Source organism: Streptomyces sp. NPDC051909, assembly GCF_040681095.1.
Taxonomy (GTDB): Bacteria; Actinomycetota; Actinomycetes; order Streptomycetales; family Streptomycetaceae; genus Streptomyces.
Genome location: NZ_JBFAYA010000004.1, coordinates 85489 through 108740 on the forward strand (window position 1 = coordinate 85489; position 23252 = coordinate 108740).

Annotated in this window: 21 protein-coding genes; 10 read left to right on the forward strand and 11 right to left on the reverse strand. The window is 74.1% G+C overall.

The features are described from left to right. Nucleotides 1-2: 2 nt before the first annotated feature. Entirely contained in the window at nucleotides 3-527 is a 525-nt protein-coding gene (locus AB0M18_RS07930) for an ATP-binding protein (RefSeq protein WP_365755951.1), read from the reverse strand. 230 nt (nucleotides 528-757) lie between these two features. Then, complete coding sequence (locus AB0M18_RS07935) at nucleotides 758-1081, reverse strand: hypothetical protein (protein ID WP_365755952.1); 324 nt, start codon at nucleotides 1079-1081, stop codon at nucleotides 758-760. Nucleotides 1082-1299: 218 nt separating this feature from the next. Here AB0M18_RS07935 and AB0M18_RS07940 point away from each other — a divergent pair, with 218 nt between their 5' ends. After that, entirely contained in the window at nucleotides 1300-2418 is a 1119-nt protein-coding gene (locus AB0M18_RS07940) for a PLP-dependent cysteine synthase family protein (RefSeq protein ID WP_365755953.1), read from the forward strand. Here AB0M18_RS07940 and AB0M18_RS07945 read toward each other — a convergent pair. From AB0M18_RS07945 to AB0M18_RS07955, 3 genes are read right to left on the reverse strand one after another with little or no spacing between them, the layout of a single operon-like run. Continuing rightward, nucleotides 2378-2878 carry an SRPBCC family protein gene (locus AB0M18_RS07945; protein WP_365755954.1) on the reverse strand — a complete coding sequence of 167 codons (501 nt, stop codon included), beginning with the start codon at nucleotides 2876-2878 and terminating at the stop codon, nucleotides 2378-2380. The two genes, AB0M18_RS07940 and AB0M18_RS07945, sit on opposite strands and share 41 nt — an antisense overlap. A 52-nt stretch (nucleotides 2879-2930) precedes the next feature. Beyond that, nucleotides 2931-3365 (reverse strand): SRPBCC family protein, encoded by a 435-nt coding sequence (locus AB0M18_RS07950; protein ID WP_365755955.1) that lies wholly within the window; start codon nucleotides 3363-3365, stop codon nucleotides 2931-2933. Then, nucleotides 3362-4252, reverse strand: a complete 891-nt coding sequence (locus tag AB0M18_RS07955) for a DeoR/GlpR family DNA-binding transcription regulator (protein WP_365755956.1) — start codon at nucleotides 4250-4252, stop codon at nucleotides 3362-3364. Before AB0M18_RS07955 ends, AB0M18_RS07950 begins: the two co-directional genes overlap by 4 nt. Before the next feature lie 261 nt (nucleotides 4253-4513). Here AB0M18_RS07955 and AB0M18_RS07960 point away from each other — a divergent pair, with 261 nt between their 5' ends. Next, a complete protein-coding gene (locus tag AB0M18_RS07960; protein WP_365755957.1) occupies nucleotides 4514-6955 on the forward strand; it encodes a hypothetical protein in 2442 nt (813 codons plus the stop codon). On the opposite strand, the gene AB0M18_RS07965 is transcribed toward AB0M18_RS07960, so the two are convergent. From AB0M18_RS07965 to AB0M18_RS07985, 5 genes are all read right to left on the reverse strand, one after another. Then, complete coding sequence (locus AB0M18_RS07965) at nucleotides 6925-9342, reverse strand: right-handed parallel beta-helix repeat-containing protein (RefSeq protein WP_365755958.1); 2418 nt, start codon at nucleotides 9340-9342, stop codon at nucleotides 6925-6927. The genes AB0M18_RS07960 and AB0M18_RS07965 overlap by 31 nt on opposite strands. Nucleotides 9343-9590: 248 nt before the next feature. Beyond that, entirely contained in the window at nucleotides 9591-10199 is a 609-nt protein-coding gene (locus AB0M18_RS07970) for a hypothetical protein (RefSeq protein ID WP_365755959.1), read from the reverse strand. A gap of 165 nt (nucleotides 10200-10364) precedes the next feature. After that, the gene (locus AB0M18_RS07975) at nucleotides 10365-11210 is read right to left on the reverse strand and encodes an MOSC N-terminal beta barrel domain-containing protein (RefSeq protein WP_365755960.1); all 846 of its coding nucleotides are present in this window, start codon (nucleotides 11208-11210) and stop codon (nucleotides 10365-10367) included. Nucleotides 11211-11247: 37 nt separating this feature from the next. Further along, nucleotides 11248-11793, reverse strand: a complete 546-nt coding sequence (locus tag AB0M18_RS07980; protein ID WP_365755961.1) for a DUF6643 family protein — start codon at nucleotides 11791-11793, stop codon at nucleotides 11248-11250. Between the two features lie 432 nt (nucleotides 11794-12225). After that, nucleotides 12226-13401 carry a glycosyltransferase gene (locus AB0M18_RS07985; protein WP_365755962.1) on the reverse strand — a complete coding sequence of 392 codons (1176 nt, stop codon included), beginning with the start codon at nucleotides 13399-13401 and terminating at the stop codon, nucleotides 12226-12228. A gap of 58 nt (nucleotides 13402-13459) precedes the next feature. Between AB0M18_RS07985 and AB0M18_RS07990 the strand changes: the two genes are divergently transcribed. The 7 genes from AB0M18_RS07990 (at nucleotide 13460) to AB0M18_RS08020 (ending at nucleotide 21370) form a co-directional block, all read left to right on the forward strand. Further along, nucleotides 13460-14248 carry an aspartate/glutamate racemase family protein gene (locus AB0M18_RS07990; protein WP_365755963.1) on the forward strand — a complete coding sequence of 263 codons (789 nt, stop codon included), beginning with the start codon at nucleotides 13460-13462 and terminating at the stop codon, nucleotides 14246-14248. A gap of 59 nt (nucleotides 14249-14307) precedes the next feature. Next, complete coding sequence (locus AB0M18_RS07995) at nucleotides 14308-14883, forward strand: hypothetical protein (protein WP_365755964.1); 576 nt, start codon at nucleotides 14308-14310, stop codon at nucleotides 14881-14883. A 105-nt stretch (nucleotides 14884-14988) separates the two neighbouring features. After that, nucleotides 14989-16632 carry an apolipoprotein N-acyltransferase gene (gene lnt, locus AB0M18_RS08000; protein WP_365755965.1) on the forward strand — a complete coding sequence of 548 codons (1644 nt, stop codon included), beginning with the start codon at nucleotides 14989-14991 and terminating at the stop codon, nucleotides 16630-16632. Between the two features lie 69 nt (nucleotides 16633-16701). Beyond that, nucleotides 16702-17184: an NUDIX domain-containing protein gene (locus AB0M18_RS08005; RefSeq protein ID WP_365755966.1), complete on the forward strand. Its 483-nt coding sequence runs from the start codon at nucleotides 16702-16704 to the stop codon at nucleotides 17182-17184. Nucleotides 17185-17239: 55 nt separating this feature from the next. Further along, nucleotides 17240-18073, forward strand: coding sequence for a 3-hydroxybutyrate dehydrogenase (locus AB0M18_RS08010; RefSeq protein WP_365755967.1), 834 nt, complete (start codon nucleotides 17240-17242; stop codon nucleotides 18071-18073). Nucleotides 18074-18170: 97 nt separating this feature from the next. Next, a complete protein-coding gene (locus tag AB0M18_RS08015) occupies nucleotides 18171-20060 on the forward strand; it encodes a GAF domain-containing protein (RefSeq protein ID WP_365755968.1) in 1890 nt (629 codons plus the stop codon). 110 nt (nucleotides 20061-20170) lie between these two features. Further along, the gene (locus AB0M18_RS08020) at nucleotides 20171-21370 is read left to right on the forward strand and encodes a CaiB/BaiF CoA-transferase family protein (protein WP_365755969.1); all 1200 of its coding nucleotides are present in this window, start codon (nucleotides 20171-20173) and stop codon (nucleotides 21368-21370) included. A gap of 28 nt (nucleotides 21371-21398) precedes the next feature. On the opposite strand, the gene AB0M18_RS08025 is transcribed toward AB0M18_RS08020, so the two are convergent. Next, complete coding sequence (locus tag AB0M18_RS08025) at nucleotides 21399-22253, reverse strand: LysR family transcriptional regulator (protein ID WP_365755970.1); 855 nt, start codon at nucleotides 22251-22253, stop codon at nucleotides 21399-21401. Between the two features lie 69 nt (nucleotides 22254-22322). Here AB0M18_RS08025 and AB0M18_RS08030 point away from each other — a divergent pair, with 69 nt between their 5' ends. Continuing rightward, nucleotides 22323-23237 (forward strand): EamA family transporter, encoded by a 915-nt coding sequence (locus tag AB0M18_RS08030; RefSeq protein WP_365755971.1) that lies wholly within the window; start codon nucleotides 22323-22325, stop codon nucleotides 23235-23237. The last annotated feature ends 15 nt before the right edge of the window (nucleotides 23238-23252 follow it).

The following is a 23252-nucleotide window of genomic DNA, read 5'->3' on the forward strand; positions in this document are numbered from 1 at the left end:
GGTCAGCGGGCCGCGGACTGCACCAGGCCCGGCGCGCCGAGCGGTACGGCGTCGACCAGCGGGCCGTCGGTGGTGGCGCCGTGCACGGCGTCGAGGTGCGGCAGGACGGCGACCGGTGAGGACGGCGCCTGGAGGGTGAACCAGACACACTTCCCGGATTCGCCCTGGGGGCGCACGCCCCAGCTCTCGCTCATCGCCTCGATGATGGCGAGGCCGCGGCCGGAGGTCGCGAACTCGTCCTCGTCGGCGTCCGGTTCGGCGACGCCCGGTATCCGGGGGTCGTTGTCGCGGACGGAGACCGTGAGGCGGTCGAGCAGCAGCGCGATCTCGACGGTGCACGTCTTGTCGGGCTGCGCGTGTCGGTGAACATTGGTCAGGAGCTCGGTCACGCCGAGCGCGGCAAGGTCGATCAAGGAATCGAGATGCCAGTGGCGCAGCTGCGCCGTAACGATTCTGCGGACCTGACCGATCCGCGCCGGCAGGGCCTGAAGCTCCACCGTGCAGTACCTGCTGGGCTCGCTGATCACGGCTGCGACTCCCCGAAGTAGGTCCGGAAGAAGACGGAGATTCGGATCTGTCATGCGGTGTAGCAGGGCGGTGGGCTGGATCGCAGCGTCACCGCAGGTAAACCCTCAGTGAGGTGGTTCCAGCCTGAACCAGTGGTGACCGGGTCGCAACTCGCGGCGATCCACCGCAGGTCAGAGGCGGCGGACAGGCGGGGGCGGCGGAGCGGTCGGGGTCGGTGGTGTGGTCGGGCTCAGTGGTGGCCGGCGTGACCGGTGGCCTTCTTCAGGGCCTCCAGGAGGCGCCCCGAGCCCGACAGCCGGTAGCGCGTGCCGTTGACCGTCGCCACCGCCTCGTCGTCCTTGGCGAACCACGGGCGGCCCGCCCGGACCGTACCGAGTGGCGCGCTGTCGATCTCGCTGCCGTAACTCGTGAGCAGCGAAAGGCGTCCGTCCTCGATCCGGACCTCGCCCGCGCGGGTCAGCGAGCGGGGCCAGCGCTCGATGCGTACCCCCGTGGCCGTGAACTCGGGCTCCGACTCGGGTTCCGACTCGGCCTTCGACTCGCGCTCCGACATGGTGCTCCGCCCCCTTCGCGCAGGCTGCCTGTCCCCAGTGTGCCGGGCCGCGCCCCGGTGCACCAGCAGACCTTCCGTAAGCGACTCCTATGGACTCTCAAAGGGAACGTTTGCCCAGGTGAGAGCGGTATTGTCGGTCAGTGGGGAACCCCCGTGGACACCCGCCACGAGCCTTCCCGCGGACACCCCGCGGGCACCGTGAGAAGAGGCAGACACGCATGACCAGCACCATCGGCCCCATGGCCACCGTCGATGTCGACCGCAGCGACCCCGGCTACCGGTCCTGGCTCAAGGAGGCCGTGCGCAAGGTGCACGCCGACGCGAACCGCTCGGCCGACACCCACCTGCTGCGCTTCCCGCTGCCCGAGAGCTGGGGCATCGACCTCTACCTCAAGGACGAGTCGACCCACCCGACCGGCAGCCTCAAGCACCGGCTCGCCCGCTCGCTCTTCCTCTACGGCCTGTGCAACGGCTGGATCCGGCCTGACGCGCCCGTCATCGAGGCCTCCAGCGGCTCGACCGCCGTCTCCGAGGCCTACTTCGCCAAGCTGATCGGCGTCCCCTTCATCGCCGTCATGCCGCGCACCACCAGCCCGGAGAAGTGCCGGCTCATCGAGTTCCACGGCGGCCGCTGCCACTTCGTCGAAGACTCGCGCACCATGTACGAGGAGGCCGCCGCCCTCGCCGAGCGCACCGGCGGCCACTACATGGACCAGTTCACCTACGCCGAGCGGGCCACCGACTGGCGCGGCAACAACAACATCGCCGAGTCGATGTACCAGCAGCTGAAGCTGGAGCGCTACCCGGAACCCACGTGGATCGTCGCCACCGCCGGCACCGGCGGCACCTCGGCCACCATCGCCCGCTATGTGCACTACATGCAGTACGACACCCGGATCTGCGTGGCCGACCCGGAGAACTCCTGTTTCTTCGACGGCTGGGTGCACGAGGACCCGGAGGCCACCGCCGACTGCGGCTCGCGCATCGAGGGCATCGGCCGGCCCCGCATGGAGCCGAGCTTCGTGCCCGGCGCCGTCGACCGCATGATGAAGGTCCCGGACGCGGCCAGCGTGGCCGCCGTCCGCGCCCTGGAGGACGCCATCGGCCGCAAGGCGGGCGGCTCCACCGGCACCGGCCTGTGGAGCGCGCTGAAGATCGTCGCCGAGATGGTCGCCGAGCGGCGCACCGGCAGCGTCGTCACCCTGATCTGCGACCCGGGCGAGCGCTACCTCGACAAGTACTACTCGGACGACTGGCTGGCCGCCCAGGGCCTCGACATCGCGCCCTACTCCGCCGCTATCGACCGGTTCCTGGCGACGGGTGTCTGGCCGGAGTGAGCCGCCGGTCCAGGTTGCGCATCGCGTCCCGGAAGGACTTCCCGACGCCGGGGCGGGCGAGCCGCAGGGCCAGCCGGCAGGGGCCGTTGCCGTCCACGGCCATGGTCCAGCGCACCCGCGTGCCGTCCGCCGCGGGGGAGAGCACCCACTCCTCCAGGAGCGCGGTCAGGCCCGGGGCGTTGGTCCGGTCGATCCGGTACGCGTAGCGCGCGCCGGGGTCGCTCGCCAGGATCGTCTCGCGGAACTCGATCCCGCCGTGCAGCCGGACCGTGCGCCCGGCGCCGCCGTGGGTCGGCGTCGCGGCGGCCACCGCGGTGAACCAGGCGGGGGTGCTGCCGAGTTCCACCGCGAGCGAGCGGTAGACCGCCGAGGGCGGGGCGGCCAACTCGGTGGCGAACACCAGGCGCAGGGGCGCGGACTCGGCGAAGTCGAGCTCCACCGGCCGGAGTCGGCGCTGCATGGCCGTACCTCCCGTCTCGGGGTCGTGGCCCACCACCGTAACTGACAACCCGTCAGTGACGCAGCAGTCCGTCGAGCGCGCGGGCGAACACCCACCGGCCGGCCGCCGCGAGCAGGGGGTCGAAGACGGACGGCACGCCCCGCAGGCGCAACTCCTCGATCCACACCACCCGGCTGCCGACGGCCGCCCCCGTCACCTCGAACGCGGCCCGGCCGAGCACCACCCGGCCCCGCTTCTCCAGCCGGCACACACCGGTACGGCCCGGCGCGGGCGGGGTGAACACCACGACCTCCATCGGGTCGTCGAAACCGAGCCGGCCGATTCCGGTGCGCGCCGTGAACCGGGTGCCCAGGCCGTCAGGGCCGGGCGTCAGGACGATCGTCCGGGTGAGCGGCACCCGCGCGCCGTGCGCCGGCCAGTCCGTGAGCCGGCGCCACACCTCCTCCGGCGGCAGCGCGACGGTCCGCTCGATCAGGAACCGGCTCACTCCGGCGCGTCCCCGTACGCCGCGCCGTCGCCCTCGTGCGCCTCCTCGTGCTCCTCCGCGTCCGGGTCCTCCTTGCCCGCCACCACGAGCCCCGGCAGATGCTCCGCCATCTCGGCCCGCACCCGCGGCGACACGCCCGGATCCGTCACCAGCGTGTCCACCTCGTCCAGCGCGGCGAACGAACTCAGGCCCACAGTCCCCCACTTGGTGTGGTCGGCGACGACCACCACCCGCCGCGCCGCCTGCACCAGGCGCCGATTGGTCTCGGCCTCCGCCAGGTTGGGCGTGGACAGACCGGCCTCCACGGAGATGCCGTGCACCCCGAGGAACAGCGCGTCGAAGTGCAGCGAGCGGATCGCCTGGTCGGCCACCGGACCCACCAGCGCGTCCGACGGGGTCCGCACCCCGCCGGTCAGCACCACCGTCGCCGCGCCCGGCCGCGCCTCGCCGCCCGCACCGGACTGCTGCGCCTCGTGGAACACGTCCGCGACCCGCACCGAGTTCGTCACCACGGTCAGCTCCGGCACGTCGAGCAGCTGCCGGGCCAGGGCATAGGTCGTCGTACCGCCCGAAAGGGCGATGGCCGTGCCCGGCCGCACCATCCGTGCCGCCGCCCGCGCGATCTCCTCCTTCGCGCCGAGTTCCAGCACCGACTTCGCCTCGAAGCCCGGCTCGTGGACGCTCGCCTCGTCCACCGGCACCGCGCCGCCGTGCACCTTGGCGACCATGCCCTGCCGGGCCAGCGCGTCCAGGTCCCGCCGGACGGTCATGTCGGAGACGTTCAGCCGGCGGGTCAGCTCATTGACCCGTACACCGCCGCGCCGGCGCACCTCGTCGAGGATCAGCGCGCGTCGCTGCTCCGCCAACAGGTTCTGATGGTCACTCACCGCCGGGGCCGGTCCTTTCCGAAGGAATGGGGAAACAAAGGAGGAAGGGCGTCGGATTCGGTGAGGACGGCCCCGCCGGGCGCGGTCGTCCGCGATCCTGGTGGACGCCGCCGAGCCCTCCGGCCCGGACCTCCACCGGAGATCCTCCCACCCGAGATCCTGCCATCGGGATCCTGTCACCCGGGATCCCGCCACCCGGGATCCTGTCACCGCTGATCCTCCCACCGCCCGATCCTCCCACCGAGAGAGCGAGCCACCGACGTGTCCCCTGCCACACCGCACCCGACGAGCGGGGGTGCGGCGCTCGAACTGCTCGTCCACGGCGTGGGCGGAGCCACCCCGGCCGACATGCTGGACGACCCGCGCACGGTGCGGGTCACCGGCGACAGGACGGCCGCGGTGTTCCGCCGCCGGGACGACGTCGACGCCGAGGAACACCCCGAGCGCCATGCCGACGGCCCCGTGCCCGAGGCCTACTGCTGGTCCAACCTCACCTCCGGCAACGGCACCCGCGCCCTGTGGCTGCTGCTCCTGCCGTTCATGGTGGTCAACCTCGCCCACTGGATGCGCCCGCCCGCCGAGGGCCGCGCCCGGCTCGTGCGCCTCTACGGCGTCCTCGTCCGGCTCGTCGCGCTCACCCTGACCGTGCTGCTCACCGCCGCCGCCTGCGAGGTCGCCCTCGATCTGACGGCCTGGCAGTGCGCGGGCTCCGCCGACTGCGCCGGAGAGCGCTCCTGGCTCGGCTTCCTGTCCGCCGAGCGCGGCGGCTGGTGGTCCGAGCCCGGCCGCCGGCTCGCGCTCGCCGCGCTCGTACCCACCGCCCTCGTGGGCCTGCTCTGGTACCTGTCCAACCGCACCTGGAGCGCGTACGAGGCCCAGCGCCCGCCGACCGGCTACGACGCCGACCCGGACGCCGAGCCCGATCCGGCGCCCGCCCCCGCCGCCGGTGGCGACACCGAGGCCGGCGACACCGAGGCCGCCGACACCGTGACCCCCGCCCCGGCCACACCCGTCGAACTCCGGCCCGCCCTCGGGCGTCCCGGTTTCTGGTACGGCCGCAGGCTCGTCGCCCGGCTGCGCGCCGCGCACACCGCCGCGGGGTTCCTCACCGTCGCCGCGGTCCTCGCCGGCGCCGCGGCAGGCCACGACCACCGGGCCGCCCCCGGAGGCGCGCGGGAACTCCTCGGCCGGCCCCTGCAGGGCGCCCTCGTCGTCCTCGGGCTCGTCGTGCTGTGGGTGGTCTGCCGCCGCGGCCGCAGCGAGCACCGGCTCGACCTGCGCATCGAACGCGCCCTGGTCTCCTGGCTGCCCGCCGCCGCACTGCTGCTGCTCGCGCTCACCGCCGTCCACACCGGCTGGTCCCGCCCCGACTGGACCTCCACCGGCACCCTGCCCGGCAACCCCGCCTTCGGCGTCCTCACCCTCGCCCAAGGCGGTCTGGTCGTCGCCCTCGCCTGCGTCGCCCTGTTGCTCCAACGACCGATCCGCGACCCGCGCACCGCCCTGTACGGGCTCGGCGGACCCGCCACCGCCATGCTGGCCTGCGCCCTCGGCGGCGTCATGTCGGGCGGCGTCGCCCAGCGCGTAGCCGACTGGCTCGACGGGTCCGGCACGCCCGGGACCGGCGACGGCCCGATGACCGGCCCGCCGGTGCTGCTGAGCTGGCAGGCCTCGGTCATCCCGGTCCTGCTCCTGCTGCTCCTCGCACCCACTGCGCTGCTCGTCGCCCGTACCGTGCTCGCCGGGCGCCGGCTCCGCCCGGTCGTCGACGCCGCCTACCGCGAGGCGGACCCCGACCGGCTGCGCACCGACCAGATCGCGGCGAGCCGGGCCCGCGCCGCGCTCACCGACTCCGCGCCCGTGCTCGTCGGCGTCGTCTCCGGCGCCACCCTGCTGCTCGGCGCGGCCTCTGTGGCCGGCGCCTGGGCCAGCGGAAACGTTCCCGGACGGGCCTTCGACGGCGCCCACCCGGCCATCGCCTCGGCCGCCACCGCCGCCCAGTCCCTCGGCTCCTGGATGATCGGTTTCGGCTTCCTGCTCTTCGTCACCCTGGGCCGCCGTGCCTACAAGGACCCCTCCGCCCGCCGCACCATCGGCATCCTCTGGGACGTCGGCACCTTCTGGCCGCGCGCCGCCCATCCCTTCGCCCCGCCCTGCTACGCCGAGCGGGCCGTCCCCGACCTCACCTGGCGGATGAGCTCCTGGACCCGGCAGACCGGCGGCCGGCTCGTCATCTCAGGCCACTCCCAGGGCAGCGTGCTCGCCGCCGCCGCGGTCTGGCAACTGCCGCCCGCGACCCGCGGCCGGGTCGCGCTGCTCACGTACGGCTCGCCGCTCGAACGCCTCTACGGGCGCTGGTTCCCCGCCTATTTCGGCCCCGACGCGCTGCGCGGCCTGCACCGCACGGTGCACTGCTGGAGCAACCTCTACCGGGCCACCGACCCCATCGGAGGACCCGTCCGGGTCCCCGCCGAGGGCGACCGGCCGGACGTCGACCGCCCCGAACTGCTCGACCCCGTCGCGTACGGCCGCACCCGTGAACACCCGCTGCCGGAACCGATCCTGGGCCACTCCGACTACCAGGCCGACCCGGCCTTCGCCGCCGCCCGCGCCGCACTGCTCGACCGGCTGCCGCCCGCGCTGCCCAGGCAACGAGACAACACCACGCCCATTCAGGGCAGTTCTGGCAGATCCTCCGGATAGAGCAGGGTCAGGTCGTCCGTGCTCGGCTCGACGAGCGCGGCGACCCGGCCCGCGTGCCGCTCCACCATCGCCTCGAAGGTCTGGCGTGCGGTGCGCCCGTTGCCGAAGGTGGGGCCTTTGGGAAGCTCGGCGAAGTACTTCACCAGGGCCTCGCCGCTGCCCTCCGCGAGCCGGTACTCGTGCTCCTCGGCCTGCTGCTCCACGATCCGCAGCAGCTCTTCGGGGACGTAGTCGGTGAAGGTGATGGTCCGTGAGAAACGCGAGGCCACCCCGGGGTTGACGGTCAGGAAGCGTTCCATCTCCGCCGTGTAGCCCGCGGCGATCACCACCACCGCGTCCCGGTGGTCCTCCATCAGCTTCACCAGCGTGTCGATCGCCTCGCGCCCGAAGTCCCGCCCCGAGTCCTCCGGCGCGAGCGCGTACGCCTCGTCCACGAACAGCACACCGCCACGGGCCCGGTCGAAGGCCTCCTGGGTTCGGATCGCCGTCGAGCCGATGTGCTCGCCCACCAGGTCGACCCGGGACACCTCGACCAGATGGCCCCGCTCCAGGACCCCGAGGGCGGCGAGCACCTCGCCGTAGAGCCGCGCCACCGTCGTCTTGCCGGTGCCGGGGTTGCCGGTGAAGACCAGATGGCGGCGCGCGGACACGGCCTTGAGGCCCGCCTCCTGCCGGCGCCGCCCCACCTCGATCATGTTGGTCAGCGTCCGTACCTCGTGCTTGACGCTCTCCAGGCCCACCAGCGCGTCCAGTTCGCCGAGGACCTCCTGCGAGGACCGCGAGGCCACCGGCTCAGGGGCGGCCGGCACGGACGCCACCACGGCGGGGGAGCGCGGTGCCGGCACCGTGCCGAGCAGCCCGCCCGTCGACCGGGTGGCCGTGAGCACCCCGCCCGGCTCCGGCCCGGCCGGGGTCCGTACCTGGCTCTCGTCGCTGGTGCAGTCCTCCGCGACCGGCCCTTCCTCGGGGAACTCGTAACCCCCGCGCGAGCAGCGCTCCGTGCGGCACTTGCGCAGTGTCGTACGGCAGCCGTCCATCACATGGAAGCCGTAGCCCCCGCTGCCGGTCACCCGGCAGCCCAGGAAGGAGCCGCGGCCCTCCGCCGACACGTAGAAACCGGCCTCGGCGGGCGAGGTGACCGTGCACCGCTCGATCGTCGGATCAGCGCCCTTGGTGACGATGACCCCGGTCTGCACCGCGTCGATGGTGCAGCCGCCCAGCGTGCCGCCGCTGCCGTGGTCCCGGAACCAGGCGCCCGTGGAAGCCTCCCGGATCCGGCAGTCGTCCAGTTGGGCCGTGGCGCCGTCGCTCACCGACACGGCCGTGTTGCGCACCTGCGACAGATCGCTGTCGACGACATCGGCGCGCGAGCCCCGGTCGAGGACGAACAGCGCGTCCGGCACGTCGTGCACGCGGCAGGAGTCGAGCACGGCCGTCGCGCCGTCGCTCACCCACACCGCCGGATAGTCGCCCGTACTGTCGTGGATCTCGCACTGGTTGGCGTCCACCCGGGTCCCCGGGTCCCAGACCGAGAGACCGTTGCGCCCGAACCGGCGCACCGTGGACCGGGTCAGTGTCAGGACCGAACGGGACCGCAGGTCCACGGCGTTCTCCGGCACGTCGTGGATGTCGCAGTCGGACAGCGTGAGCACCGCGTCGGTGTCCAGGGTGATGCCGTCGGCCGAGGTCCGGTGCACCGTCGAGTCGGTGAGATGCGCGGTCGCCCGGGAGGCGATCTGCAACCCGGCGCCCTTGATCTCGTACACCTCGCAGCCGAGGCCCTCCAGGCCGCTGCCCTCGCCGGTCACCGCGATCCCGGCGCCCGAGGCGTGGTGCACCCGGCAGCGCTCCAGGCGCGGATGCCCGCCGCCGCGCACCGAGACCCCCGACTGCCCGGCGGACACGATCTCGCACTCCTCGAACACCCCGCCCGCGCCGTCGAGTACGGCGAGCCCGACCCCGGCGGGATTGTCGACGGTGCAGCGCCGCACGGTGGGCCGGGCCGCGCCGCGCACCTCGAGACCGGCCGCGGAACGGGTCACGATCCGCAGGTCGAGCAGCTCGGGCGTGCCGTCCTCGACGAGCAGCGCGGGCGCCGCCGCGTCCTGCCCCTCGATGTGCAGGTCCTGCAGGGTGGCCGAGGCCCGTACGGTCAGCGGCACGCCGTCGGCGGGCGCGATCCGCACCGAGCCCACCGACCCGTCGCCGCCCCGGAGGGTGACGGCCCGCCGGATGACGAGGTTCTCCCGGTAGGTGCCCGGGGCCACGGTGAGGACGTCCCCGTCGCCCGCGGCCTCCAGGGCGGCGGCGAGGGAGGGGTACTCGCCCGTGCGGCGCCGCCACCGCGACGTACCGGTGTGCGTCACCTGGACCGTGCCCTGTGCCATGGGTGTGCTCTGCCCCCACCTCGTGCGTCGACGCTGTGCCTGCTGCCCTGCTGCCCTGCTGCTCTGCTGCCGGAACGGGCCGGTGCGAAGACCGGGGCCGGGATCCGATGCCCCACCGTAGCGCGCGCGGCGCCGCCGGGTTGACGGGTCGCCCCGCTCCCCGCCGGCAGCCGGGCCCGGCCTAGGCCGTGTCTTCCGGATCTTGCCGGGCTCCCGACGTTGATCCGGCCTGATCCGAAAGACACGGCCTAGCTGCCGGTGCCCGTCCGCCCCCAGTCCGGACCGACCTGGGCCCATGCGCGGTCGAGACGCGCGTACCGCCGCTGCATCAGCCGGTGTACGACGAGCCGCCGGGCGGACTCGATCAGGAAGGCGGACAGGAGCGCCACCGTCAGTCCGGCGACCAGCGCGTGCGCGCGGGCGGTGTCGGGGTGCATCGGCGGGGTGACCGCCCGGCCCGCCCGGTCCGTCCACATCGGGAAGACGGCGCCCGCGTGCGCGTGGGACTTGGACGTGGTGACGGTCCCGGTGCGCGCACTGCCGTCGGGCGCCGTCCAGCGCGCCACCACGGCGGGGCGCAGTTGCTGCTCGGCGCCCATGTCCGCGTTCTCGTCCGCCTCGGTGGGGGTGTCGGCGGTGCGCACCACCTGGGCCACGGTCGGCACCCGTTCCCGCTGCTGGAGGCGTACGGAGTGCTGCAGCGAGGTGTTCGCGGAGACCCCGGCGGCCCAGCCGGCCGCCGGCACGGCGAGGAGGAGCAGCAGCACGGCCGTCACCGCGACCCAGGCCTCGACCAGGTCGGTGGTCCGGCGCAGGGGATTGTGCCGCCAGCGCCAGAGCCCCGTGGCTGCACGCACGCTCCGCACCCCCTCGTCTCGTCGACTGCCCGCGAAGGGCCCCTCGGTGGTTGCCGCTCTTCCAACGAGTGTCCCCCGGGGGTGGTTTCCGCGCCTCTCGGGAGGAATTTCGGCCGGAGTCGAGGAAGGTGACCGGGGGACCGGACAGGGGAGGGGGCGCGAGGCTCAGTCGAGGATCTTGACCGGGTCGCCGACCCGGACCACGCCCCGGTGCTCGGGCACCAGGTTCTGGCCGAAGACCAGCTGGTTCCCCCGCGCGCGGTGCCGGGCCAGGGTGCGCAGCGGTTCCTTGCCACGCTCGCCGGTGTGCTGGTCGGTGGTGGTGACCACGCAGCGGCCGCAGTCGCGGGCGACCCGGAAGACGACGTCGCCGACGGCGATGCGCCGCCAGCCGTCCTCGGCCCACGGCGTGGTGCCGTCGACGACCAGGTTCGGCCGGAACCGGTTCATGGGCAGCGGCCCCTCGTCGGCGTGATCGCCCTGGGCGATCAGGGAGTTGAGGGCGTCGAGGGAGGAGGTGGTGGTGACGAGCAGCGGGTAGCCGTCGGCGAAGCTGACGGTCTCGCCGGGCAGCGCGTAGTCGGGGTCGACGGGCCGGCGGCGGGCCGGGTCGTCCATGTGGACGAGCCGCACCGGGGCGTCCAGATAGGCGGTGAACCAGGCGTGGGCGGCAGGATCGGCCGGTACGGCCCGGACCGTGGTGCCGAAGATGTCCACCGGGATCGTCCCGGTCTCGTCGGCGTCTGCTTCCACGGGGGCCGGCACCGCCACGGTCAGTGGTTCCATGCCGGGGCCGGAGAGGGTGACGGAGCCGTCGGGCAGCATCTCGGCGGAGGCCAACGCCAGCCGTGCGTGCTGGCGTTGGGTCACGACCTTGCCCGCGGTGTCCACGGTGGTCCAGCGGCGGTCACCGGCCAGTCCCCATGGCTGGACCTCCGCCTCCGCGGGGGCGAACCCGCGCATTGCCTTGACCGGGTGGACATGGACGGAGCGCAAGACAGGATTCGGCATGCCCTCATCCTGCCAGTCGCCCCGCCGGGTCCGGACGTCAGTATCCGCGGCCCTGGTAGGGGCGGTTGTACGGATCGTCGTACGGCGAGGGGGCGGGCGCCGGCGCCGGGCGAGGGGCGGCCGGGCGCATCGCCTCGTACCCGCCGGCCATAGGGCGCGGCTGCTGCGGCGCCTGCGGGCCCGGGTAGCCGCGCGGGGCGGCGGGCTGCTGCGGGATGTACGGGGTGGGCGCGGGCTGCAGCGGCACCGGGGCCATCAGCTGGGTGGCCGGGGCGGGCGCCATGTGCTGCGCGGGCTGCGGGTAGCCGTAACCGCCGGCGTGGCCGTGACCATGGCCGTTGTAGGCCGGGGCGGGAGGCTGTGGGGAGGGCGCCGCCGGGAGGGCGGGCAGGGCCGCGGGCAGCGCCGGCAGGTAGCTGCTGCTTCCGGCGTAGCCGTTGCCGGTGTCGTACGCGGAGGGCACTCGGATCGGGGCGATCTGAGGCGTGCCCCGTTCTGCGACGAGGGAGTCGTAGATCGGGGTGTCGGGGAACGACGGCGCGGTGTAGTAACCGCCTCCGTAGGTGGAGCGCGGGGAGGTCATGGCCATAAGTTAAGCCCACGATGTGCTGGATGGGGAGCCCGATAAGCGGGTTGTTTGACGGGTTCGTTGAGACCGCCGATCGGCAATGTGAGCGAATCTGGCAAAAACGGTCGCCCAGCGCGTCCAAGATCTTGAAAAACCCGAGATGGGGAGGGGTTACCCACGGGTCGGGAAGGGGAGCGGGGGCCTTCCTTCCGGGGTGCGCGTCAAGGAATCCTGACGCCCGCGGCTTCGGAAGTTCACGGAAGGTACATCTCGAACGCGCGGAATTGGCGGGGCGTTCGGCAACGCCGGAGGCGGGAATGTCGTGAACCCGTCACCATGCCGTCGCTCCGTGTGTCGGAAAAGGCGGACCGTGGCGAGGAGTTCGCGCTCCTTCCTTATGTGTATGAGGAAGGAATCGGCCGGACGGGGTGCGCGCGGGTGGAGGCGTCAGCGGTCCGGGGCCGCCTCGGGGCGCGCGTAGGTGCGCCCCTTCCACGCGGCACCCTTGCCCCGGTAGTGCTGCACGGCCGAGTCCGCCGTCATCAGCAGATAGAGCAGCGCGGTGAAGGGGAGCAGCGGCGCGAGCCAGGGCGGCTGCCGGTAGTAGCGGAGCATCGGCAGGTACGTGCCCGCCATCACCGCCCACGCGAGCCCGCCCGCCCAGGCCGCCGGGGCGTCGCCGGTGAGCAGTCCGGCGACCAGCGTGCCGGGCGGCGCCAGATAGACCAGGGCCAGACCCGCGACCGTCCCCGCGAGCAGCAGCGGGTTGTGCCGCAGCTGTGCGTAGGCGCTGCGCGACACCATCCGCCACAGATCGGCGAGGCGCGGATACGGACGGATGCTGTCCACCCGCTCGGCGAGTCCCAGCCACACCCTGCCGCCCGCCCGGCGCACCGCCCGGGCCAGCGACACGTCGTCGATCACCGCCTGCCGGATCGCCGTCGGCACCCCCGCCCGCTCGGCCGTCTCCGTCCGCAGGAGTACGCAGCCGCCTGCCGCCGCCGTCGTGAGCGGCCGGCGCCGGTTGATCCAGCGGAAGGGGTAGAGCTGGCAGAAGAAGTAGACGAAGGCCGGCACGATCAGGCGCTCCCAGCCGCTCGCCACCCGAAGCCGCGCCATCTGCGACACCAGATCGAGCCGGTGACCGGTCGCCGCCTCCACGAGGAGCCGGAGACTGTCCGGCTCGTGCGCGATGTCCGCGTCCGTGAGGAGCAGGAATTCGGGTCCACGCGCGCGTGCGAGCGCCATGCCGTGCCGCAGCGCCCACAGCTTGCCCGTCCAGCCCGGCTCCGGTTCGCCCGGCGAGACCACCGTCAGGGGCAGCCCGCCGTGGCAGGCGGCCAGCTCGGCGGCGAGCCGTCCGGTGCCGTCCGAGCTGCCGTCGTCCACCAGGATCACCTCGGCCCGCCCCGGATAGTCCTGGGCGAGCAGCGACGGCAGGCTCAGCGGCAGCACCTCGGCCTCGTCCCGGGCCGGGACCACCACCACGACCCCCGGCCACCGCGCCGGCGCCCCGGCGGGCGCGGGCAGCCGCTGGTCGGTGCGCCAGAACAGGCCCTGGCCGAGGAGCAGCCACCCCCAGACGGCCAGAGCGGCGATCGCGATCCACGCAAGCGGGCTCATTCGCCGCAGTCTGCCCCAGATCGCCGGGGAATCAAGGGCGGTCGGCTAGGGTGACCGGGTGAAGATCGCACTGATGGACTCCGGAATCGGCCTGCTCCCGGCTGCGGCGGCGGTCCGCCGTATGCGGCCCGACGCGGACCTGGTGCTGTCCTCCGACCCCGACGGCATGCCGTGGGGCCCGCGCACCACCGAGGACCTCACGGAGCGCGCCCTCGCCGTCGCCCGGGCCGCCGCCGCGCACTGTCCGGACGCCCTCATCGTCGGCTGCAACACCGCCAGCGTGCACGCGCTGCCCGCGCTGCGGGCCGCGCTCGAGCCCGGTATCCCGGTGATCGGCACCGTGCCCGCGATCAAGCCCGCCGCGGTCGGCGGCGGCGAGGTCGCCATCTGGGCCACCCCCGCCACCACCGGCAGCCCGTACCAGCGCGGACTGATCGAGGAGTTCGCCGGCGGCGCCCACGTCACCGAGGTGCCCTGCCCCGGTCTCGCCGACGCCGTAGAGCACGACGACGCCGAGGGGGTACGCCGGGCCGTCGCCGCCGCGGCGGCGCTGACGCCCCCGGACGTCCGGGCCCTCGTCCTCGGCTGCACCCACTACGAGCTCGTCGAGGAGCAGATCCGGGCGGCCCTGCCGCGGGCCGAGGGACAGCCGGAGCTCGTTTTCCACGGCTCCGCCGGGGCAGTCGCCGCACAGGCGCTGCGGCGGATCGGCGCCGAGGCCGACCCCGCGGCCGCCCCCACGGGCGGCCTGACCGTGCTCCACAGCGGCCGGCCGGGCGCGCTCACCCCGGCCGCGCTCGCCTATGCGCAGGGCCGCGTCCTCGCGGCGGCGGCCGTCGCGCACTGAACGTGTCCGGACGGCTCCGCCGAGGCGCCGCGACCGCGGAACGTGCGTAGGCTGTCACCATGAGGGACCACACCCAGAATCAGGGTCCCGAGGGACCCGCACCCCCGGTCTGGACCGGTCGCGCGACCAACCGGCTGCAATGGCTGCCGGCGATCGGCGGGGTCGCCTGTCTCGCGCTCGGCGTGCTGCTCGCCGTCGAATCCCCATGGGCCTCGGGCGACGCCCCGCTCCTGATGGCTGTCATCGGCTGCATCGCCGCCGGCCTCCTCGTGCTCTTCGGCACCCTCGCCTTCGTGCAGGTCGCCGTCCGGGTCGACCACCGGGCGATGGAGGTGCGCTGCGGCCACATCGGCGTGCCGCGCCGCCGCATCCCGCTCTCCCACGTGGTCGGCGCCGACTTCGCCCCCTCCGTCACCCCGCGCCAGTGGGGCGGCTGGGGCTACCGCTGGCGCCCCGAGAAGGGCACCGCCGTGGTCGTCCGGCGCGGCGAGGGCCTGGTCCTGCGCCTCGGCGACGGGCGCACCTTCACCGTCACGGTCGACGACGCCGAATCCGCCGTCCGCACCATCCGCGCCCTCCTCCACCGCGCCGCCCCGCCGACCCCGACGGCTCCGGCAGGACCCGCGGGGGTCTGAGCCGTACGGCCCGAAGGGGAAGACCGGAGCGCTCGCCGCGCCGAAGGGGCGCGTGGGGCGGGCCGCGCTCCTGGTGGGGGCGCCTCGCGCCGTAGACTCCGGCACGTGAGCACCACCATCGCACCCGCCGACGCGCCCGAGTCCACCCCCGCCCCGGAGCGGGCCCGCGGTCCGCGGCGGCTGCTGCGGCCCGGCGCGGCCGCGGTGGCCGGGCTGATGCTCTACCTGAGCTTCCCGCCCCGGCCCCTGTGGTGGCTCGCGCTGCCCGCGTTCGCGCTGCTCGGCTGGACGCTGCGGGGCCGCCGGCCGCGGGCCGGCTTCGGCCTCGGCTATCTGGCCGGCCTCGGCTTCCTGATGCCGCTGCTCGTGTGGACCGGCGAGGAGGTCGGGCCCGTGCCGTGGGTCGCCCTCGCCGCCGTGTCGGCGCTGTTCGTCGGGGCCGTCGGCCTCGGCATCGCCATGGTCTCCCGGCTGCCCGCCTGGCCGGTGTTCGCCGCCGCCGTGTGGGTCCTCGGGGAGGCGGCACGCGCGCGCGTGCCGTTCGGCGGCTTCCCCTGGGGCAAGATCGCCTTCGGTCAGGCGGACGGGTTCTTCCTGCCGCTCGCCGCCGTCGGCGGCACCCCGGTGCTCGGCTTCGCCGTCGCCCTGTGCGGCTTCGGCCTGTACGAGGTGCTGCGCCTGGTCCTCGCCCGGCGCGCCGCCTCCCGCACCCGTACCGAGGTGCCGGAGACCCCGGCCGCGACGCCCGCGACGCCCGCGCGCGGGCCGCTGCTCGCCGCCGCGCTCGCCGTCCTGGTGCCCGTCACGGGCGCGCTCGCGGCGCTCCCGCTGGTGTCCGACGCCCCGGAGGACGGCACCGCCACCGTCGCCGCCGTGCAGGGCAACGTGCCCCGCCTCGGCCTCGACTTCAACTCGCAGCGGCGCGCCGTGCTCGACAACCACGCCGACCGCACCCGCGAGCTCGCCGCCGCGGTGAAGGCCGGCAAGGAGCCGCAGCCCGACTTCGTGCTGTGGCCGGAGAACTCCTCCGACATCGACCCGTACGCCAACGCCGACGCCTACCAGGTGATCGACGAGGCGGTCCGCGAGGTGAACGCGCCGACCGTGATCGGCGCCGTCATCGCCCCCGAGACCGGCAAGCTGCGCAACACCCTCATCCAGTGGAACCCCGCGAAGGGGCCGGTCGCCGAGTACGACAAGCGGCATGTGCAGCCCTTCGGCGAGTACATCCCGATGCGCTCCTTCGTGCGCCTCTTCAGCAGCGACGTCGACCGGGTGCGCCGTGACTTCGGGCCGGGCGGCAAGGTCGGCGTCTTCGACCTGGCCGGTACGAAGGTGGGCCTGGCCACCTGTTACGAGGCGGCCTTCGACTGGGCGGTCCGGGACACCGTGACCCACGGCGCCCAGCTGATCACCGTACCCAGCAACAACGCCACCTTCGGGCGCAGCGAGATGACCTACCAGCAGCTCGCCATGTCCCGGGTGCGCGCCGTCGAGCACAGCCGCAGCGTGGTCGTCCCGGTCACCAGCGGTGTCAGCGCGGTCATCCGGCCGGACGGCACGGTCGTCGCGAAGACCGAGATGTTCACCCCGGACGTCCTCGTCGAGAAGGTCCCGCTGCGCTCCTCGCTGACCCCGGCGACCCGGATGGGCACCCTGCCCGAGGCGCTGCTCGTCGCGGTCGCCGTGGCCGGTCTCGGCTGGTCGGCGACTCGCTCGGCGCGCGCCCGGCGCGGCCGTACCGCCTGAGCGGAACCGCCGGCGGTCCCGACACCACGCGGGCGGCGGGACCGTCCGTAGATGATCTAGGGTCGGGTCATGGGCACCCCTGACTTCATCCGTGACATCCGGGCCTCGGCCGGCCACCAGCTGCTGTTCCTGCCGGGCGTCTCCGCCGTCGTCTTCGACGACCGGGGGCGGGTGCTGCTCGGGCGCCGGGCGGACACCGGGATGTGGGCGATCGTCGGCGGCATCGTCGAGCCGGGCGAGCAGCCCGCCGCCTGCGCCGTGCGCGAGGTGCACGAGGAGACCGGCGTGCACTGCGAGGTGGAGCGGGTCGTGCTGGTCCAGACCCTGCGCAAGCCGGTCGTCTACCCCAACGGCGACCAGTGCCAGTTCATGGACGTGTCCTTCCGCTGCCGGGCCGTCGGCGGGGAGGCCCGGGTCAACGACGAGGAGTCGACCGAGGTCGGCTGGTTCGAGCTGGACGCCCTGCCCGAGATGAAGCGCTTCTCGCACTTCCGCATCGAGCAGGCCCTCAAGGACGAACCCACATGGTTCGACCCCAGCCACCAGGGCTGAACTATGTGTTCGGCGCACATCGGTCGGGGGTGGGGCGCTTCATAAGGTGCCAAGCATGAGCGCCCCCACCACCTCCGAGCCCGGTCCCGTCCGGGCCGTCGCGCCCCGGCCCGCGCCGGGGTCCGTCACCGTCGACCTCTCCGGGCGCACCGCGCTCGTCACCGGCGCCGCAGGCGGCATCGGGCGTGCCGTCGCGCTGCGGCTGGCCGCCGCCGGAGCCCGGGTCAGAGCCGTCGACCGGGCCGCCGAAGGCCTGGACGCGCTGTCCGAGGCGGCCGGGGACCTGCCCGGCGCCGTCGAGGCCCGGCTGCTCGACCTCACCGACCTCGACGCCGCCGAGGCCGCCGCCGCGGGCGCCGACATCCTCGTGAACAACGCCGGGATCCAGCTCGTCCGCCCCCTCCACGAATTCCCGCCGGACGTCTTCCACACCGTCCTCACCGTGATGCTGGAGGCCCCGTTCCGGCTGATCAGGGGCGCGTTGCCGGGGATGTACGCGCGGGGCTGGGGCCGGATCGTGAACATCTCCTCCGTCCACGGCCTGCGCGCCTCCGCCTTCAAAGCCGCCTACGTGGCCGCCAAGCACGGCCTGGAGGGCCTGTCCAAGACCGCCGCCCTCGAAGGCGCCCCGCACGGCGTCACCTCCAACTGCGTCAACCCCGGCTATGTGCGCACCCCGCTCGTCGAGCGCCAGATCGCCGACCAGGCCGCCGCCCACGGCATCCCCGCCGAGCGGGTGCTGACCGAGGTGCTCCTGAAGGACTCGGCACTCAAACGGCTGATCGAACCCGAGGAGGTCGCGGAGGCCGTGCTGTACCTCTGCACACCGCAGGCCTCCTTCGTCACCGGAGCCTCGCTCGCCCTCGACGGGGGCTGGACCGCCCACTAGGCCGGCCGACGGGGCCCGCCACAGGGCCCTCCGTTGTCCACAGGCGGTTGTCCACAGGGCTGGTGCGACCCCCCGTACGACAGGTATCCCTGTGACCATGACCCACGAACAGGCCGTCTACCTGGAGCTCCTCGCCCGCGGCGCCGCCACCGAGGCGTACGAGCGCCCCGTGCTGCTCGCCCGCGCGAGCGGCACGGGGCCGGAGGAGCTGGCCGAGCTGGAGCGGACCAAACAGCTCGCCCTGCGGGTCCGGGCCGAGCTGGAGGGCCGGCGCCGCCGCGAGGCCGAGCTGTCCGCGCTCTTCGAGACCGCCCACGACCTGGCCGGCCTGCGCGACCTCGACGACGTGCTGCGCGCCATCGTGCAGCGCGCCCGCTCCCTGCTCGGCACCGAGGTCGCCTACCTCAGCCTCAACGACCCGGTGCGCGGCGACACCTACATGCGGGTCACCGAGGGCTCCGTCTCCGCCAGGTTCCAGCAGGTCAGACTGGGCATGGGGGAGGGGCTCGGCGGACTGGTGGCCCAGACCGCCCGGCCCTACGTCACCGACGACTACTTCCGCGACGAGCGCTTCCAGCACACCGAGTCCATCGACAGCGCCGTCGGCGACGAGGGCCTGGTCGCCATCCTCGGCGTGCCGCTCACCCTCGGCAGCCAGGTCATCGGCGTGCTCTTCGCCGCCGACCGGCGCGCGCGGGTCTTCGAGCGCGAGCAGGTCGCCCTGCTCGGCTCCTTCGCGGCCCACGCCGCCGTCGCCATCGACACCGCCAACCTGCTCGCCGAGACCCGCTCCGCGCTCTCCGAGCTGGAGCGGGCCAACGACATCATCCGCGAGCACAGCGGCGTCATCGAGCGCGCCTCCGAGGTCCACGACCGGCTCACCGAACTGGTCCTGCGCGGCGGCGGCGTCCACGACGTGACCGCCGCCGTCTCCGAAGTCCTCGGCGGCACCGTCGAGTTCGTCGAGGAGCGGCCCGGCCCCGCCGCCCTCGCCGAGGGCCACGCCGCCCGGGACGGCGACGACTGGATCGCCGCCGTCTCCGCCGGCGGCGAGAGCTTCGGCGCCCTCGTCCTGTACGACCGGCCCGGCCTCGACCCGGTCGACCTGCGCACCCTGGAGCGCGCCGCCCTCGTCACCTCCCTGCTGCTGCTCGCCCGCCGCTCCGCCGGCGAGGCCGAACAGCGGGTCCGCGGCGAACTCCTCGACGACCTGCTCGACGCCCCGGACCGCGACCGGCGCCTGCTGCGCGAGCGCGCCGCCCGGCTGCACACCGACACCGACGCCCCGCACGTCGTCCTCGCGGCCCGCGTCGACGGGGCCGGCGCCAAGGGGGACACCGACAGCGGAGGGCGGGAGAGCGCCGACCGGCAGCGGCTCCGCTCCGCCGCCTCGCACCTGGCCGCCACCCGCCACGGCCTGGCCTCCGCCCGCGACGGCGGCACCGTCCTGCTGCTGCCCCTCGGCCCCGGCGAGACCGCCGCCGAACTCGCCCGGCAGACCGCCAGACACCTCGGCGGCGCGCTCCACGAGCCCGTCACCGTCGGCGCCTCCGCCCCCGTCACCGCGCCTCTCGCCCACCCCGACCGGGTCGCCCCCGCCTACGAGGAGGCCCGCCGCTGCCTCGACGCCCTGCGCCTGCTGCACCGGCCGGGCGAGGGCGCCGCCGCCGAGGACCTCGGCTTCCTCGGCCTGCTGCTCGCCGACACCCGCGACATCGAGGGCTTCGTCGAGCGCACCATCGGCCAGGTCGTCGCCTACGACCGGCGCCGCGGCACCGACCTGGTGCGCACCATGGACGCCTACTTCGCCAGCGGCATGAGTCCCGCCCGCACCAAGGACGACCTCCACGTCCACGTCAACACCGTGGCCCAGCGCCTGGAGCGGATCGGCCGGCTCCTCGGCCCCGACTGGCAGGCGCCCGCCCGTGCCCTGGAGATACAGCTGGCCCTCCGGCTGCACGCCCTCTCCTCGGCCGTCATACGCTGACGGCGCGCCGCCCGTTCTCCGTTCCACCTCCGTTCCGCCCCCCCGAAATCCGCCCTGAATCCCCCGAATCGTCCCCGCCCCGGACCCGTTCAGCCCCAGGAGGACGCCCGATGACCGGACGCCTTGCCGACCTGCCGCTCACCGGCATCACCGTCGTCAGCCTCGAACAGGCGGTGGCCGCCCCCTTCGCCACCCGCCAGCTGGCCGACCTCGGCGCCCGCGTGATCAAGGTCGAGCGGCCCGGCGACGGCGACTTCGCCCGGCGCTACGACACCACCGTGCACGGCGAGTCCAGCTATTTCGTCTGGCTCAACCGCTCCAAGGAGTCGATCACCCTCGACCTGAAGACGGACGCCGGACGCGAGGTCCTGGAGCGGCTGCTCGCCCGGGCCGACGTCTTCGTGCAGAACCTCGCGCCCGGCGCCGCCGACCGCCTGGGGCTCGGCCCGGCCGCCCTGGCCGAGCGCTTCCCGTCCCTCATCCCGGCCGGCCTCTCCGGCTGGGGCACGAGCGGCCCGTGGTCGGAGCGCAAGGCCTACGACCTGCTCGTGCAGTGCCAGACCGGTCTGGTCTCGCTCACCGGCAACGAGCACGGCACCGCACGGGCCGGGATCTCGGTCGCCGACATCGCCGGAGGGATGTATCTGTACAGCGGCATCCTCACCGCCCTGTTCACCCGCGCCACCACCGGCCGGGCCCGGGCCGTCGAGGTCTCCCTCTTCGAGGCGCTCGCCGAGTGGATGCACCAGCCCGCCTACTACACCGCCTTCGGCGGCACCCAGCCGCCGCGCATCGGCACCCGGCACGCCACCATCGCCCCCTACGGAGCCTTCACCGCCGCCGACGGCAAGGACGTGCTGTTCTCCATCCAGAACGAGCGCGAATGGGCCGCCCTGTGCGAGCGGTTCCTCAAGCGGCCGGACCTCGTCGAGGACCCGCGCTTCGCCACCGGCTCCGACCGGGTCGCCCACCGCGAGGAGCTGGACGCCCTGGTCGCCGAACGGTTCACGGAGCTGGACGGCGCCACCGCGGGCCGGATCCTCGACGAGGCCGGCATCGCCAACGCCGGCGTCAACGACATGGGCGCCTTCCTCGACCACCCGGTGCTCGAGGCCCGCGGGCGCTGGCGCGACGTACGGATACCCGGCGGCACGCCCGTGCCCGCGCTCCTGCCGCCCGCCGACCTGGCCGGCACCGCACCGCGCATGGACCCCGTCCCCGGCATCGGAGAACACACCGACGCACTCCTCGCCGAACTCGGCTACGGGGCCTCCGACATCGCGGCGATGCGCGCCGCCCACGCGGTCTGACAGCCGGGCGGCTCCGTGGCGCGGCACGTCACGGCGTCCGGTACAGGGCGGTGAGCAGTTCGATGACGTCCTGCGTGGCGGGATGCGGATCGTCACGCCACCAGGCGAGCCGCACGGCGACCGGTTCGGCGTCGCGCACCGGGCGGTAGACGACGCCCGGCCGACGGTACTGGCTGGCCGTCGCCTCGGCGCTCATCCCGATCCGGCGGCCGGTGGAGATCGCCGTGAGCCAGTCGTCCACGTCGTGCGTGTCCTCGGTCGCAGGCCGCGCGTCCGGCGGCCACAGCTCCGGCGTCGTGGTGCCCGTACGCCGGTCGATCAGCAGCGTGTACCCGCTGAGCTCGGCCAGGCGTACGGAGCGGCGCCGGGCGAGGGGGTCGTCCGCGGCCATCGCGCACAGCCGGCGTTCCAGGCCGACGATCGCCGAGTCGAACCGCCGGTCCGCCGGCGGCCGGCGCAGCACCGCCAGGTCGCAGGAGCCCTCGGCGAGCCCGGCGCTGGGCGTGTTCACCCGCACCAGCTGCAGTTCCGTGTCCGGGTACGCAGCCGCCCACCGCCGCTGGAAGGCCGGGGTGTGCCGGCCGAGCGCCGACCACGCGTAGCCGACGCGCAGGGCACCCTCCCCGGCCGCCGCCACCCGGACCAGTTCGTCCGCCTCCGCGAGCACCCGGCGCGCATGGGCCACCAGCCGCGTCCCGGTCGCCGTCGGCGTCACCGACCGCGAGGTGCGACGCAACAGGCGTACACCCAGGGCCTGTTCGAGCGAGGCGAGGGTGCGGGAGACCGCGGCCTGGGAGACGCCGAGCCGCAGGGCGGCATCCGTGAAGGTGCCCTCGTCGACGATCGCGACCAGACAGCGCAGCTGGCGCAGTTCGATGTCCATGCGTCGAGCGTATAGATGAGAGCCGGTCATGCATTTTGCGCAACCATGGACGGGGACGACGATCGCCCCATGTCAGAAGTCCCTGCCCCTACCCCTGCCCCTGCTCAGTCCCCTGCCGCCTCCCTCGCCACCCCCGCTCCCGGCCCCTCCTCCCGTTCCTCGGCGGCCGGCGTGGCCGCCATGCTGGGCAGCGGTCTGTCCACCCAGATCGGCGCCGCGACCGGTTCGCTCGCCTTCCCCGTCATCGGACCGATCGGGGTGGTCGCGGTCCGCCAGTACGTCGCCGCGCTCGTCCTCCTCGCCGTCGACCGGCCCCGGCTGCGCTCGTTCACCTGGCAGCAGTGGTGGCCGGTGCTCCTCCTCGCCGTCGTCTACGGCGCGATGAACCTCTCCCTCTACACCGCCGTCGACCGGGTCGGTCTCGGACTCGCCGTGACCCTGGAGTTCCTCGGCCCGCTCGCACTCGCCCTCTCGGCGGCGCGCCGGGTCGACGCCGCCTGCGCCGTCCTCGCCGCGGCCGGCGTGGTCACCCTGATGCGCCCGCAGCCCTCCACCGACTACCTCGGCATGGGCATCGGCGCGTTCGGTGGCGCCTGCTGGGCTGCGTACATCCTGCTCAACCGCACGGTCGGCCACCGCATCCCCGGCGCCCAGGGCAGCGCCGCCGCGGCCTGCCTGTCCGCGCTCGTCTTCCTCCCCGTCGGCGTCCTCGTCGCCCTGAACCGCCCCCCGACCGCCATCGCCCTCGGCTGCGCCGTCATCACCGGCCTCCTCTCCACGGCCGTCCCCTACCTCGTCGACCTCTTCACCCTCCGCCGCGTCCCACCCGCCGCCTTCGGCCTCTTCATGAGCGTCAACCCCGTCCTCGCCGCCCTGGTCGGATGGATCGGACTCGACCAGCGCCTCGGCCTACTGGACGCGGCGGCCGTCGGCGCGGTCGTCACGGCGAACGCCCTCAGCATCCTCACCGCCGCGCGTCGCTGACCAGACCCGCCACGG